Genomic DNA, 15,109 nt, shown 5'->3' with positions numbered 1-15,109 from the left:
TACGGCAGTCGCGCTACGCGCTTAAACGAAGCGCGTGGTGACGCCGCCCAGGCTTTGCACCTGTAGAGAGATGCTGTCGCCGGCCTGAACGGGAATGGCTTCGGTAATGCCGCCGGACAGGATGATCGAGCCGGCCGGGATTTCCTCGCCGCTGGCGGCCAGGTGGTTGGCCAGCATTGCCACCGCTGTCGCCGGATGGCCGACCACGGCAGCACCCGCACCCACCATTTCTACCTTGCCATTTTTTTCCATCACCACGCCCAGCTTGGCCAGATCGAGGTCAGCCACTGGCGTGGCCTTGCCGCCGACGATGAAGCGGGTGGCCGAGGTATTGTCGGCAATCACGCTGACCAGGTCGAACTTGAAATCGCGGTAGCGCGAATCGATCACTTCGATCGCCGCCATGACGAAGTCGGTGGCCGCCAGCACGGCGCCGATATCGCAGCCGGGGCCGCGGATCGGCGTCTTGGTGAAGAAGGCGATTTCCGGCTCGACCTTGGGATGAATCAGCTCGGCCATCCTGATTTCGCTGGCCTCCGGCACCACATAAGCGTCGGTCATGAAGCCGAATATCGGCGTCTCCACACCCATTTGCTGCATCTTCGCGTAGGAGGTCAGGCCGCATTTCAGGCCGACCACCTTTTCGCCGCGCGCCAGCTTGCGCTGCCTGACCTGGTTCTGGATCGCGTAGGCATCATCCATGTCGATGTCCGGATAACGATCGGTGATCTTCACCACCTCGCGCCGCTCAAGATGCGCCGATTCGAGATATTCCGCCAGTTCGGCGATCTGGCTTGCGGTCAATTTCATACACTTTCCTTGAGGCGCATGGCGTACGCCACACAGCTTTCTGTATTTCTTGTTAGTGGCAGTGCTCGCCACCGGGCGCCGCCAGTTCCTGCAGGATCGGGCAATCCGGCCGGTGGTCGCCGCTGCAGGCATGCGCCAGGTGGCTCAGGGTGTCGCGCATGTCGGTCAGTTCATCGATGCGCTTTTGCAACTCGGCCACGTGTTCCTCGGCGATCGATTTGACGTCGGCGCTGGCCCGCCCGGAATCCTGCCACAGCGACAGCAGTTCGCGGATCTGGTCGAGCGAGAAACCGAGCGTGCGGGCGCGCTTGATGAAGCGCAGATTGTGCAAGTCCTTGTCGCCGTAGGTCCGGTAATTCGCCTCGGTGCGCTTGCCGGGCTTGATCAGCTGGATACTTTCGTAATACCGGATCATTTTGGCGGAAACGCCTGTCGCGACGGCCGCCTCGCCTATGTTCATGCTGCCTCTCCTTGCTGTTGGCTGACGGTGGCTGACGCCGACATCCTGGCAGCCATTGTAAACCGGATTCCGCACCTCATCCGGCCTGCGCCGGCGCCCCGATCCGGGCCGTGGCAGCCGGTTTCCAGCGCCGCAACAGCAAGGCGTTGCTGATCACCGATACCGAACTGAAGGCCATGGCGGCGCCGGCCACCACCGGGTTCAGCATGCCGGCAGCCGCCAGCGGTATGCCGACCAGGTTGTAGATGAAAGCCCAGAACAGGTTTTGCCGGATCTTGCTGTAAGTGCGGCGCGAGATGTCGATCGCGTCGGCCACCAGCGCCGGGTCGCCGCGCATCAGTGTCACGCCGGCCGCATGCATGGCGACATCGGTGCCGGTCGCCATGGCGATGCCGACATCGGCCGCCGCCAGCGCCGGGGCGTCGTTGATGCCGTCGCCGACCATCGCCACCACCTGGCCGTCACGTTTGAGCGCGCCCACCTTGCCGGCCTTGTCCTCCGGCAGCACTTCTGCGACGACTTGCCGGATACCCAGGGCCTGGCCCACCGCCGCCGCGCTGCCACGGTTGTCACCCGTCAGCAGCACCGTGTCGACGCCCAGTGCATGCAGGCGCGTCACTGCTTCCTTCGCGCTGGCCTTCAACTGGTCGCCGAAGGCCAGCAAGCCCAGCAACCGCGCGGTCGGGCCGACGCTGGCCAGCCAGGAAACCGTATGCCCGGATTGTTCCAGTTCACTGGCGCGCGCCTGCAGCGGCGCCAGGTCGATGGCCAGTTCCTGCATCAGCCGGGTGCTGCCCAGGCGCAAATCCATGCCGTCCACGGTTGCTGCCAGGCCACGGCCAGGCAAGGCTTTCAAGTCAGTCGCCGGCAGCGTGGCGACACCTTCGGCGCTGGCGCGCCCGGTCACTGCGCGCGCCAGCGGGTGTTCGCTGCCATTCTGGATCGCCGCCGCCAGTTGCAGCAAGTCGCGCTGGTCAATACCGAATGGCGCCAGTTCGACCAGCGCCGGCTTGCCGATGGTCAGCGTGCCGGTCTTGTCGAACACCACCGTGGTAATGCTGTGCGCGACTTCCAGCGCTTCGGCATCCTTGATCAGGATACCGTGGCGGGCGCCGACGCCGGTGCCGGCCATGATGGCGGCCGGCGTCGCCAGGCCGAGCGCGCATGGACAGGCGATCACCAGCACTGCCACCGCATTGATGATGGCCGTTTCGCTGCCGGCGCCGGCCAGCCACCAGCCAACGAAGCTTGCCAGAGCGATCAGCAGCACCACCGGCACGAACACCGCGCTGACCTGGTCCACCAGGCGCTGGATCGGCGCCTTGGCCGCCTGCGCGCGTTCGACCAGGCGGATGATGCGCGCCAGCGCGGTTTCGGCGCCGATGGCGCTGGTGCGCACCAGCAGCAGGCCATCGCCATTGATGGCGCCACCGGTAACCTGGTCGCCCAGGTGTTTCGCCACCGGCAGGCTTTCGCCGCTGATCAGGGATTCATCGACGTGGCTGGCGCCCTCCTCGACCACGCCATCGACGGCGATGCGTTCGCCCGGGCGCACCACCACCAGGTCGCCCACGCGCACCTGCCCGACCGGGAGATCAATGTCGACGCCGTCGCGCCGCACCCGCGCCGCAGCCGGGCGCAATGCCTGCAGCGCGCGGATCGCCGCCGTGGTCTGGCGCTTGGCGCGCGCTTCCAGCCACTTGCCGAGCAAGACCAGGGTGATCACCACGGCCGAGGCTTCGAAATACAGGTGCGGCATGCCATGCCCCGGGGGCGCGAACAATTGATACACGCTCAAGCCGTAGGCGGCGCTGGTGCCGAGCGCCACCAGCAGGTCCATGTTGCCGGCCCCTACCCTGGCGGCTTTCCAGCCGGCACGGTAGAACCGCCCGCCCAGCCAGAATTGCACCGGCGTCGCCAGCAGCCATTGCAGCCATGCCGGCAGCATGTAATGGCCGCCACCCAGTTCCAGCAACATCGGCGCCATCAGCGGCAGCGACAGCAGCGCCGCAGCCACCACCGCAAAGCCGCCATGGCTGTGCGGCTTTTCCATGGCATCGGCTGGCTTGCCGGCGCGGGCGGCGTGATAACCGGCCTTTTCCACCGCCTGCAGCAGGACGTCGCAGGCGGTGCCGCGGCTGGCGCTCACGCGCGCAGTCTCGGTGGCCAGGTTGACCGCGACGGCTGTCACGCCAGGCACTTTCGTCAAGGCCTTTTCCACCCGGGCCACGCAGGAGGCGCAGGTCATGCCTTCGATGGCCAGGTCGATTTCCTGCATGGCCGGCGGCGCGCCCGCAAGGGTCATGGTTTTGCGCATTTTCGTAAATTCCGCTCGTTTATCATTGAGTACATTATCTTCCTTCCCATGATGGGAAGGTCAAGTGCCAGTCTGGCCGCTGCTTTTTGGGAGAGATATTGCGGAAAATTCCGCTTTTCATGCGTGGCAATGCTGCTAACATTAAATTGCATCCGCCCCTGCCTCCCGTTCGCCCCTCACCATGCCAACGCCAGCTGTTGCGCCCGCTCCACCCGACATTGCCTGGCACACGCTGAGCGCCGACGAAGCCCTGTTGCGCCTGCAAACCGCGCCCGCACATGGCCTGGTGCAGTCCGAGGTCAGCCGGCGTAGCGCCGCCCATGGCCCCAACCAGTTGGCGCAACAGCCGCCGCCATCGCCCTGGAAGCTGTTCCTCGGCCAGTTCAAAAGCGTCCTGATCCTCGTGCTGATCGCCGCCGCCGGGCTGGCCGCCGTCATCGGCAGTACCAAGGATGCACTGGTGATCCTGATCGTGGTGGCGTTCAATGCCCTGGTCGGCTTTTACCAGGAATACCGCGCCGAAGCGAGCCTGGCTGCGCTGAAAAAAATGCTTCCGGCCAAGGCCCGGGTGCGACGCGACGGTGCCACCCGCGAGGTCGCGGCCGAGGACCTGGTACCGGGCGATATCGTACTGCTGGAAGCAGGCGACAGCGTACCGGCAGACGGCCGCCTGCTGCAAGCCATCCACCTGGCGGTCGACGAGTCGGCGCTGACCGGCGAATCGCAACCTGCGGAAAAAAATGTCGACGTGCTGGATGACCCGGCGCTGCCCATCGGCGACCGCCACGACATGCTGTACATGAACACCATGATTACCCGCGGGCGCGCCGAGCTGCTGGTGACGGCGATTGGCATGGCCACGGAAATGGGCCGCATCTCCGAACAACTGGCGCTGGCGCCGGACGCCCCGAGCCCGCTGCAACGGCAGCTCGACCAGCTCGGCAAGCGCCTGGGCGCGGTGGCGCTGACGCTGGTCGGACTGCTGTTTTTCCTGGAACTGCTGCGTGGCGAACCCCTCGGCGAGGTGATCATGGACGCCATCGCGCTTGCGGTGGCGGCGATACCGGAAGGCTTGCCCGTGGTGGTCACCGTCACGCTGGCCATCGGCATGCACAAGATGGCCAGGCAGCGTGCCATCGTCAAGCGGCTGTCCGGAGTGGAGACGCTCGGCTGCACCACCGTGATCTGTTCCGACAAGACCGGCACGCTGACGATGAACCAGATGACCGCGCGCGCCGTTTCCTGTTCAGGCGCTCGCTATGCAGTCAGCGGCGAAGGCTATGATGGAAGCGGCAAGATCATGGCGGCTGGCGATGCGCCTCAGGATGCGTCCCCAGCCGACCTGGCGCTGCTGCTGACGGCGGCGGTCGCCTGCAATGACAGCCGCATCGACGGCGGCCGCCTGATCGGCGATCCCACCGAAGGTGCCCTGCTGTCCCTGGCGCAGAAGGGCGGCATCGAGCAGAAATCGGTGGCCACGCGGATGCCTCGCATCGCCGAAATCCCGTTCGACTCCGCCTGCAAATTCATGGCCACCTTCCATGCGGACGGTGCCGGCGCGCTGGGCTTCTTCAAGGGCGCCCCCGATGTGCTGCTGGCGCGCTGCAGCCATAGCCAGACCATCACCGGCAAGGTGCCGCTTGACGCCGCGGCGACAGCCGCAATCGATGCAGAATACCGCGCGATGGCAGGCGGCGGATTGCGCGTAATCCTGGTCGCCACGCGGCAGTTTGACGACAGTGCGATCGATCCGGATGCCGACCTGTCCCCCTGCGCCTTTCACCTCACCTTCATTGGCCTGATCGGCTTGCTGGATCCGCCGCGCCCGGAAGCACGGGCCGCCATCGCCAGCTGCGGGGCGGCCGGCATCGAGGTCAAGATGATCACCGGCGATCACCGGGACACGGCGCAAGCCATCGCCGGCGAACTCGGCCTGCGCGGCGCGGCGCTCAGCGGCGCTGAACTGGATGCGCTCGATGCCGCGCAACTGGCCGAGCGCATCGACGGCATCGCAGTGTTCGCGCGAGTGGCGCCGCAGCACAAGGTCCGGATCGTGCAGGCACTGAAGGCCCGCGGCCACGTGGTCGCAATGACGGGGGATGGCGTCAACGATGCGCCGGCGCTGAAGAACGCCGACATCGGCGTGGCGATGGGCATGTGCGGTGCCGCCGTCACCCGGGAAGCCGCCAGCATGGTGCTCACCGACGACAATTTCGCCACCATCGTCAGCGCCGTACACAACGGCCGCGCGCTTTACGACAATATCGTCAAGTTCGTGCGCTTCCAGCTATCGACCACCATCGGCGCCATCCTGACCATTTTTTTCGCGCCGCTGGCCGGCTTGCCGGAACCGTTCAACCCGCTGCAAATCCTGTGGGTGGCGATGATCATGGATGGCCCGCCGGCGATCGCGCTGGCGCTCGACGCCGCCCGCCCGGGACTGATGGACGAGCCGCCGCGCGACCGCACCGCCGCCGTGCTGTCACAGGCGCGGCTGATCCGTATCGTCGGCTTCGGCATCGCCATGATGGTCGGCACCCTGGGCGTGCTGCACTATGGCATGGGCAGCGGCAGCCAGACGCGCGCGCTGACACTGGCCTTCACTACTTTCGTGCTGTTTCAGTTTTTCAATGTCTTCAACGCCCGCGTCGAAAACGGCAGCGCCTTCAACCGCAATTTCTTCCGCAACCGCATGCTGTGGATCTCGCTGGCGGGGGTACTCCTGCTGCAAGCTGCGGCGGTGCACTGGCCGCCCGCGCAAGGCGTGTTCGGCACGACGTCTCTCAGCCTGTCAGACTGGGGCATGGCCATTGCCGTTGCCAGCATGGTGCTGTTGCTGGATGAGGCGCGCAAGCTGCTGTTGCGCGTTACAGTGATGATGCGCTAGCCGGCGCCCGCCTGATGGACAAGCCGGGCGAGCGGGCGCCGAAATATTCAGTGGTGATGGTGATGATCGGCGCAAGGAGAACTGCCCTTGCGCCCCGAACCGATCACGCAAAGCTCGCCTTCCAGTTCCACATCCACGCTGACGTGTTCGAAAGTGTCTTCATCGAGCAGCTTGCGCACGTGGCTCTTGGCATCGATCATTTCATCGCGGCTGGCGTCGCGCTGCATGACCAGATGGGTGGTCAGCACGTGAATCTCGCCGTCCACCGACCAGCTATGGGTATCGTGCATCGAGATGACCTTCGGGTGCTTGAGCACCTCGCGTTCAAACTGCTCGACATCGAATGAAGCCGGGACTTTCTGGATGATCACATTGAACACCTGGCGCAAGTTGCGCGCCACGTTCCAGATGATGAACAGCGAAATGCCGATCGACAGCAGCGGATCGATGATGGGCGCATCCCAGATCGTCATGGCCACGGCGCCGGCCAGCACTGCGACCCAGCCCAGCACATCCTCGATCAGGTGCCATGTCACTACTTTTTCGGTGAGGGAAGAACCGCGCTTCACCCGCAGTACCGCAGCGCCGTTAAAGAGAATGCCGATGACGGCCAGCAGTATCATGCCCGGGGCATTCACCGGTTCGGGCGCCAGCAGGCGATGAACTGCACTCCACAACACGAAGCAAAGGCCGATGACCAGCACCAGCCCGGTGATCAAGCCACCGAGCAAGGCGTAGCGGCGATAGCCATAGGTATCCTGCGGCGTCCTGCCGCGCTGTGACAGGCGCTGAAAATACCAGGCCAGCCCCAGCGACATCGAATCGCCCAGGTCATGCACGGCATCGCTCAGAATGGCGATACTGTTGGTCAATATCCCGCCGATGACCTCGATGATGGTGAAGGCAAGATTGAGGAAAAATGCGACCTTCAGGTTGCCGGTACTGCCATGGCTGTGGCCATGATGGTGGTGGCTGCCGCTCATATGCGTCGACTCGCTTTCATTTTCGGGAACGGTCCTGATTGTAGCCCGAACAGGCCCAGATTGCCGCACTGACAAGTCGCCTGAATGCTAAACTGGATGCTGCGCATTTGCATCCTTTGTGATTGCCAGCCCCATGTCCCTGCCCCACTCCCGCAGCACCCTACCTGCCGCCATCGCACTGGGCATGCGCGCCAACTGGCGGCAATTCAGCCTGCTGGTGCTGGTCAATGCCTTCGTCGGCGCCATGGTCGGCATGGAGCGCAGCATCCTGCCCGCCATCGCCGAGCGGGAATTCCATGTGGTCGCGCACACCGCGATTCTGGCATTCATTGTCGTCTTCGGCGTATCCAAGGCACTGACCAATTATTTCGCCGGGCGCTTTTCCGATACTTATGGCCGCAAGCTGATTCTGGTGGCCGGCTGGCTGATCGCCACGCCGGTGCCCTTCCTGCTGATGTGGGCGCCGTCGTGGAACTGGGTATTGCTGGCGAATGTTTTTCTTGGCGTCAGCCAGGGCCTGACCTGGTCCACCACCGTCATCATGAAGATCGATCTGGCAGGCCCGAAAAGCCGCGGCATGGCGATGGGCATCAATGAATTCGCCGGCTATATCGCGGTCGGCGGCGCGGCACTGGCCACCGGCTGGATCGCCGCGCATCATGGCCTGCGCCCGCAACCGTTCTACCTCGGCGTCATCTTTGTCGCCGCCGGATTGCTGCTCTCGCTCCTGCTGGTGCGCGATACCAGCGCCCATGCGCGCCTTGAAGCGCAGCTCGCGCCGCCCGCAACGCAACTGGCGCCACCGTCGCAAAAAGCCATCTTCTGGAACACCAGCCTGCGCGATCCCGACCTCTCCTCGATCAGCCAGGCCGGCATGGTCAACAACCTCAACGACGGCATGGCCTGGGGCCTGTTCCCGCTGGTGTTTGCCAATGCCGGCATGAGCCTGGCGCAGATCGGCACGCTGGCGGCGATTTATCCGGCGGTGTGGGGCATCGGCCAGCTGGTTACCGGCGCAATCTCGGACCGCATCGGCCGCAAGGGCCTGATCGTCGCCGGCATGTGGCTGCAGGCGATCGGCATCGCCATCATCGCGGTTGCGGCAGCCTTTGCCTGGTTCGTGCTCGGCGCCATTCTGCTCGGTGCCGGCACGGCGATGGTGTACCCGACCCTGCTGGCGGCCATCGGCGACGTCGTCCATCCCGCCTGGCGCGCCTCGACCGTTGGCGTCTACCGCCTGTGGCGCGACATGGGATATGCCATCGGCGCCCTGCTGGCGGGACTGGTCGCCGACCTGTTCGGTGTCGCCAGCGCGATGTGGCTGGTGGCCGGCCTGACCTTCCTGTCGGGCCTGATTGCAGCGCTGCGCATGCGCGAGACGCTGCGGCCGCTTCGGGCGTGATGCCCGACATCGGGATAAGGCCAATCAATTTGCCGTTCTGTTCCATTCAAAATTGAGTGATGTTAACAAGCGGGGATGCGCGTTTGAAGAAGGTTTGCGCCATCCCAAACTGTATAACGAGTACAGCGTCTGCTGCCCCTGATTCATGCGCTAAAGTCGGTGGGTGGCGAAACGTATCGGCCACATTCGCCCATGTCTTCAACGTATTATTTCGAAGGAGAGTCTTATGGTTAAATCTTTAGCTGCTGTCATTGCAGCCACCGCGTTTTTGTCCCTTCCAGCGGCTGCTGCTCCGACAAAAATGACGAACGATGCGCTTGATCAGGTTGCTGGCGGAACCTATATTCCGTGCGAACCGAAAAAGGGAGATAACGGTTGGGGCAATGGTGCGGACGGAACCAATCCTGGCAGCAGTGCCGGCGCGACGGCTGCTTCGAAGGTTCCCGGCGTTAACCAGGTCGGTCTCGACAAGATCAATACCAATCCAACGACCTCGACCGGTCGATAAGATGGCGACTAAGGATTATGGGGGAGGAAGTCCTCACCCATTTACCTTCTCAACGATGCACGCGCCCAGGCGACTTGGCGCATGCATCGCACTTATCGTCATGTCTCCGCTGTTCACGAACCTGGCGCACGCCGAGCGTCCGGTCCGCTCGCTGCTCGAGCAGCGGCAAGAGAACATCATTATCCAGCGCTGGGACAACAGTTGTGCGGCTGCCGTGCTGGCGACCATCCTGACCTATGACAAGGGGTATCCCGTCACCGAAGAGCAGGTGGCACGAGCAATGTTGCAACAGACCGATCCGCTGCGGGTCAGGCATCGTGGCGGCTTCTCCCTCCTGGACATGAAGCGGTACGCGGCACAGATCGGCTTCGAAAGCGACGGCTATGCCGACATGAGCCTGACGGATCTGGCTGCGCAAGTGCCCATAATCGTGCCGGTCCGGGCACGCGGCTACAATCATTTCGTCGTCGTGCGGCAGGTCGATGAAAACGAAGTGCATATTGCGGATCCCGGTTTTGGAAACTATCGGATGACGAAATCACGTTTTTCCGCCAATTGGCCCGGCATAGGTTTCCAGGTAGGGCAACGCATGGGAGCGCAGTAATATGAAAAAAAATATGTGGGCAGGGATAATGACGCTGTTGATTTCGTCGCAATTGCCGGCACAAACTGTGGAGGAATTACAGCGCCGGCTGACGGAGAAGGAAAAGGAAAATCAACAGCTTCGCCAGCGGATCATGACACTCGAACGGGAAATCACGCCCAGCAGAATCGAGCAAACACGCCGCGGGCAAGTAGCCATCCAGCAGGAAGAGGAAGAAAGCAACCGTGCGCTGGAGCGCGCACTGGTGCGCGAGGGTGGCTTGCTGCTCTCGCCGGGCACGCGCGAAGTGGAGGCCAATTTCGCTTATTCCTATCGTGAGGGCGATTCCTCCCAATTCCGGCGGCACTCGTTTGGCCCCGCTCTCGTCTTTCGTGCCGGCCTGCCGTGGCGATCTCAGATCGAGGCCAGCCTGCCTTACGTCTTCGAACGTCGGCGCGACGGCACGGTCTCGACCGATTCCGATGGCATTGGCGATTTTACGATTGGGCTATCTCATCAACTTTTGAACGAGCGAGCTTCCGCCCCAGCCCTGATTGGCGCGATTCAATATATGGCATCGACCGGCAAGAATACGATCTTCGAAAGCACCAGGCCCGTTGCGCATGGCACTGGCTTTGATTCGATCCAGGGATCACTTGCGGCACTCAAGCGTTTTGATCCTTTGGTAATTTTCGGCAACTACAGCTTCACCCACACATTTTCGGAGAATAAAGGCGGCATGAAAGTCGACTTGGGCAACAGCCACGGATTGCGATTTGGAACAGCGCTTGCGACCGGGCCTGACACATCCTTACGAGCGGCACTCAGCATGACTTTTTTTGAAAAAACGCGATTTGGCGGCGTACCCATTCCCGGAACTGATGACGCCCTGGGGATACTGGAACTGGGCGGCTCGGCTGTCCTTAACGGATCGATGGCATTGGACATATTGCTGGGCATTGGATTGACCAGCAATGCGCCCGACTTCCGCGTCACCGCCGCTTTGCCGATCCGATTCTAGGCCGCGTGATCTCGACATTGCACCTTAAGTCGGCGTCAGGAATGATGGGCTGGGCTTTCCACATATTCGTAGCTGACAGGCTTGCTTACGGCAAAGTTAATTTCAGCGCCTTTTCGATCGGCGGATAGCAAACCCCGAGCTTTTCATGGCAGCCCTGGTAACCCGCCACCAGCGTGAAATTTTTCGCCTTGGGCGCGCGCTCCAGGGTGATCTCGGCCTGCACCGGATGATTGTAGGTTTCGGTCCTGCCGAAAGTCGGGTCGTTCTTGACCTCGCCGGCCGGTAGCTTGACCGACTTGATAACCACACCGCTGGCATCTTTGAGCCCGAAACGGATCTTGTCCTTGTACATGTAGTAACCGTTGGCGGGAGTCAGCACCGCGACCAGCGTGGCCGGTCCCTTGAAGCTGGTCTTGATGGTGAAAGCCTTGTCGGGCTCCAGCAAATCCTCTTCCTTCGGACTGGAAAACAGACCGCCAAGCCCCTTCTGCAAGTTCGGGTTGGTGGATTGCTGGGCATGGATCGCCGGTTGCGCACCAAGCGCAAATATCGCCAGCAGCAGGCAATGCAATGATGACTTCTTCGACATAAAAATGCTCCTTCAATTCAAATTAGTGCCCCTGCGCAGGCGCAGTGCATTGGTGATGACCGGCATCGAACTCAGGCTCATCGCCAAAGCCGCGATCATCGGCGACAAAAAGTGTCCCTTGAAGAGTTACAAAAGGCCAGCCGCCAGCGGCACGCCGAATGCATTATAGACAAAGGCAAAACCCAGGTTCTGGTGCAGGTTGCGCACCATATCGACTGAAATCTGGCGCGCCCGGCGGCAGAAATATCAAGCATACCTCAGTCCAAGACTCGTCGTTTAGCGTACAAGGTCCGCGTTATTTGGTATTCCGAGGGTGACTTCAGCCCTCATCCAATCGGGATGAGGGCTCCCCTGATTATGTAGGAAGTTGCTGCGACGCGCCATTTAAGGCGATAACTTCATTCCCCTCATCTTCGTCCTTGCGATACGCCAAACGGTACAGCAGTGGCAGCACGAGCAAAGTGAGCACCGTAGAAGATAGAATGCCGCCAATAACGACGGTTGCCAAGGGGCGCTGCACTTCGGCACCCGTCCCGGTTGCGATAGCCATCGGCACAAAGCCCAGCGACGCCACCAGCGCTGTCATCAACACCGGCCGCAAGCGCGTCAGCGCACCTTCGCGAATTGCCTCATCCAGTGACCTGCCTTCTTCACGCAGACTACGGATGTAGGAAACCATGACGAGGCCATTGAGCACCGCCACGCCGGACAAGGCGATGAATCCGACGGCCGCGGAAATCGACAAGGGAATCCCGCGCAGCCACAGCGCGACAATCCCGCCAGTGAGTGCAAAGGGAATTCCGGAAAACACCAGCAAACCATCCTTGATATTCCCGAACATGGCAAACAGCAGCGTAAACACTAGCAACAATGCCACCGGCACCACGATCTGCAGCCGTTGCGTAGCCGACTGCAACTGTTCGAACTGGCCGCCCCACGTGGTCCAGTAACCCGCCGGGATTTTTACTTTCTGCTGAATCAATTGTTCGGCGTCGGACACAAACGAGCCGATATCGCGTCCCCGCACATTGGCGCTGATGACGATGCGGCGCTTGCCGTCTTCCCGGCTGACCTGGTTCGGGCCTGGCGCAAGGTCCAGGGTCGCCACCTCGCTCAACGGGATGAAGTTGGCACGCTCGCCCTCGCCTTCCGCGCGTGGCAGCAAAACAGGCAGGCGCTTCATCGCTTCCACGTCATTGCGCAGGTTTTCCGGCAACCGGACGATGATGTCGAAGCGACGGTCGCCCTGGAACAAGGTGCCGGCTTCCTTGCCGCCGATGGCGGTAGCCACCGTGTCCTGCACATCGGCGACGTTGATGCCGTAGCGCGCTGCCTTGTCGCGGTCGATATGAATGGTCAGCATCGGCAGGCCGGTGGTCTGCTCGACCTTGACGTCCGCCGCACCAGGAATGTTCCCCAGCGCAGCAGCAATCTCGGCGGCTGTAGTGTCCAGCACTTTCATGTCGTCGCCGAACAGTTTCACTGCAACGTCGCTGCGCACGCCGGAAATCAGTTCGTTGAAGCGCAGTTGAATCGGCTGGGAAAACTCGTAATTGCTGCCTGGGATTTTTGAGGCAGCTTCCTGCACCGCAGCCAGCAGTTCCTCCCGCGACTTTTTCGGCGCGGGCCACTGGTCTTGCGGCTTGAGCATGACATAGCCATCGGAGATATTGGGCGGCATCGGGTCGGCGGCAATTTCGGCCGTGCCGGTACGGGCGAAGATGCGCTCGATTTCCGGGAACTGCGCTTTCAACGTGCGTTCCAGCTGCTGTTGCATCTCGACCGATTGCGTCAGGCTCGTGCCCGGGATGCGCAATGCCTGAATGGCAAAGTCGCCTTCATTGAGATGGGGGGCGAATTCGCTGCCCAGGCGGGTTGCCAGCAGGCCCGACAAAAGGACGACGACTGCGGCAAAGATCAGCACCACCGGCTTGTTCGCCATCGCGCCATCCAGCAGCGGTCCATAGAAACGTTTGGCGCCGTTCATCAGCGCATTTTCCTTTTCGGCGACCTTGTCGCCGATGAAAAGCGCGACCGCTGCGGGGATAAAAGTAATGGACAGAATCATGGCGCCCAACAGAGCCAGCACCACGGTCATGGCCATCGGGTGGAACATGCGGCCCTCGACACCTGTGAGCGCAAAAATCGGCAGGTACACCACCATGATGATCAACTGCCCGTAGAGAAGCGGACGACGCGCCTCCCTGGAGGCCGTGAATACTTCATGGAAGCGCTCTGCTCGGGTCAGCGGACGGCCCTGCTGCGCCTGCGCATGAGCCAACCGCCGCACGCAGTTCTCCACGATTACCACCGCGCCATCGACGATAATCCCGAAGTCCAGCGCCCCCAGGCTCAGCAGGTTGGCGCTCACCTTGTACGTCACCATGCCGGTAAACGTGAACAGCATGGAAAGCGGAATCACCATGGCGGTGATGAGGGCGGCGCGGATATTGCCCAGGAACAGAAACAGCACCACGATGACGAGCACCGCGCCTTCCAGCAGGTTTTTCTTGACGGTGTTGATGGCCTTGTCCACCAGGACCGTACGGTCATAGACAGTGATCGCCTGCACGCCCTCGGGAAGGGTGCGGTTGACTTCCACCATCTTCTGGTCGACCGCATGCGACACGGCCCGGCTATTCTGGCCAATCAGCATGAACACGGTACCCAGCACCACCTCGCGGCCGTTATCGGTCGCAGCGCCGGTGCGCAATTCCCGTCCAATCTCCACTTCACCGACATCACGGATACGAATCGGCACGCCCTTGACGTTGGCCAGGACGATATTGCGGATATCCTCAATCGAACTCACCTGGCCGGGAACCCGGATCAACTGCTGTTCCCCGCGTTTTTCGATATACCCGGCGCCGACATTGCTGTTATTGCGCTCCAGCGCGGTAACGATGTCCTGCAGCGTCAGACTGTAGGAGGCCAGCCGCTCCGGAATGGGCGCCACCTGGTATTCCTTGGCATAGCCGCCAATGGAGTTAATTTCGGTCACGCCCGGGACATTGCGCAACTGCGGCTTGATAATCCAGTCCTGTATCTCACGCAGGTCGGTCGGGGTATACGGCGTGCCGTCCGGCTTTTTCGCGTCCTCCCTGGCCTCAACCGTCCACAAATAGATTTCCCCCAGGCCGGTCGAAATCGGCCCCATGGCTGGTGTGATGCCCGCAGGCAGCCGTTCCCTGGCTTCCTGGATGCGTTCATTGACCAGCTGGCGCGCGAAGTAGATGTCGGTGCCGTCCTTGAAAATCACGGTAATCTGCGACAGGCCGTAGCGCGAGAGCGAACGTGTCTGCTGCAGATTCGGCAACCCGGACATAACCGTTTCAATCGGAAAGGTAATGCGCTGTTCAGTTTCCAGTGGCGAGTAGCCGGGCGCCGCGGTATTGATCTGGACCTGGACATTGGTAATGTCCGGCACGGCGTCAATCGGCAGCTTCTGGTAGTTGTAGATACCTATAGCTGCCATGATGAAAACTGCCAGCAGAATCAGCCAGCGCTGCTCGATGGCGAAACGAATGATGCGTTCAAACATGGTGATGT

11 protein-coding genes and 1 pseudogene are annotated in these 15,109 nt (G+C 62.0%); 5 read left to right on the top strand and 7 right to left on the bottom strand.

Annotated features, from left to right (window positions below):
* Positions 1 to 21 precede the first annotated feature (21 nt).
* From dmpH to D3878_RS19590, 3 genes are all read right to left on the bottom strand, one after another.
* Positions 22 to 810, bottom strand: coding sequence for a 2-oxo-3-hexenedioate decarboxylase (dmpH, locus tag D3878_RS19600; RefSeq protein WP_119787018.1), 789 nt, complete (start codon positions 808 to 810; stop codon positions 22 to 24).
* A gap of 52 nt (positions 811 to 862) precedes the next feature.
* Positions 863 to 1,270, bottom strand: a complete 408-nt coding sequence (cueR, locus tag D3878_RS19595; protein ID WP_119787017.1) for a Cu(I)-responsive transcriptional regulator — start codon at positions 1,268 to 1,270, stop codon at positions 863 to 865.
* Between the two features lie 76 nt (positions 1,271 to 1,346).
* Positions 1,347 to 3,587 carry a heavy metal translocating P-type ATPase gene (locus D3878_RS19590; protein WP_233556398.1) on the bottom strand — a complete coding sequence of 747 codons (2,241 nt, stop codon included), beginning with the start codon at positions 3,585 to 3,587 and terminating at the stop codon, positions 1,347 to 1,349.
* A 181-nt stretch (positions 3,588 to 3,768) separates the two neighbouring features.
* On the opposite strand from D3878_RS19590, the gene D3878_RS19585 reads away from it, so the two are divergent.
* Positions 3,769 to 6,474 (top strand): cation-translocating P-type ATPase, encoded by a 2,706-nt coding sequence (locus D3878_RS19585; protein WP_119787016.1) that lies wholly within the window; start codon positions 3,769 to 3,771, stop codon positions 6,472 to 6,474.
* A gap of 47 nt (positions 6,475 to 6,521) precedes the next feature.
* Here D3878_RS19585 and D3878_RS19580 read toward each other — a convergent pair whose 3' ends face one another.
* Positions 6,522 to 7,457: a cation diffusion facilitator family transporter gene (locus tag D3878_RS19580; RefSeq protein WP_119787015.1), complete on the bottom strand. Its 936-nt coding sequence runs from the start codon at positions 7,455 to 7,457 to the stop codon at positions 6,522 to 6,524.
* Positions 7,458 to 7,590: 133 nt separating this feature from the next.
* Here D3878_RS19580 and D3878_RS19575 point away from each other — a divergent pair, with 133 nt between their 5' ends.
* The 4 genes from D3878_RS19575 to D3878_RS19565 all read left to right on the top strand — a co-directional run bounded on the left by D3878_RS19575 (position 7,591) and on the right by D3878_RS19565 (position 10,971).
* Complete coding sequence (locus D3878_RS19575) at positions 7,591 to 8,859, top strand: MFS transporter (RefSeq protein WP_119787014.1); 1,269 nt, start codon at positions 7,591 to 7,593, stop codon at positions 8,857 to 8,859.
* Positions 8,860 to 9,085: 226 nt separating this feature from the next.
* Positions 9,086 to 9,367 (top strand): hypothetical protein, encoded by a 282-nt coding sequence (locus tag D3878_RS23910; RefSeq protein WP_158592336.1) that lies wholly within the window; start codon positions 9,086 to 9,088, stop codon positions 9,365 to 9,367.
* A 100-nt stretch (positions 9,368 to 9,467) separates the two neighbouring features.
* Positions 9,468 to 9,971 (top strand): C39 family peptidase, encoded by a 504-nt coding sequence (locus D3878_RS23905; protein WP_158592335.1) that lies wholly within the window; start codon positions 9,468 to 9,470, stop codon positions 9,969 to 9,971.
* A gap of 1 nt (position 9,972) precedes the next feature.
* Positions 9,973 to 10,971: a hypothetical protein gene (locus D3878_RS19565; RefSeq protein WP_147384043.1), complete on the top strand. Its 999-nt coding sequence runs from the start codon at positions 9,973 to 9,975 to the stop codon at positions 10,969 to 10,971.
* 85 nt (positions 10,972 to 11,056) lie between these two features.
* On the opposite strand, the gene D3878_RS19560 is transcribed toward D3878_RS19565, so the two are convergent.
* The 3 genes and pseudogenes from D3878_RS19560 to D3878_RS19555 form a co-directional block, all read right to left on the bottom strand.
* Complete coding sequence (locus D3878_RS19560) at positions 11,057 to 11,560, bottom strand: protein-disulfide reductase DsbD N-terminal domain-containing protein (protein WP_119787011.1); 504 nt, start codon at positions 11,558 to 11,560, stop codon at positions 11,057 to 11,059.
* Between the two features lie 12 nt (positions 11,561 to 11,572).
* A pseudogene (locus D3878_RS24465) lies at positions 11,573 to 11,794 on the bottom strand (hypothetical protein); the annotation flags it as partial.
* A gap of 121 nt (positions 11,795 to 11,915) precedes the next feature.
* Complete coding sequence (locus tag D3878_RS19555) at positions 11,916 to 15,101, bottom strand: CusA/CzcA family heavy metal efflux RND transporter (protein WP_119787010.1); 3,186 nt, start codon at positions 15,099 to 15,101, stop codon at positions 11,916 to 11,918.
* Positions 15,102 to 15,109: the final 8 nt, after the last annotated feature.

This window comes from Noviherbaspirillum sedimenti (genome assembly GCF_003590835.1).
Taxonomy (GTDB): Bacteria; Pseudomonadota; Gammaproteobacteria; order Burkholderiales; family Burkholderiaceae_D; genus Paucimonas; species Paucimonas sedimenti.
This window is presented reverse-complemented; position numbering and strand designations above follow the sequence as displayed.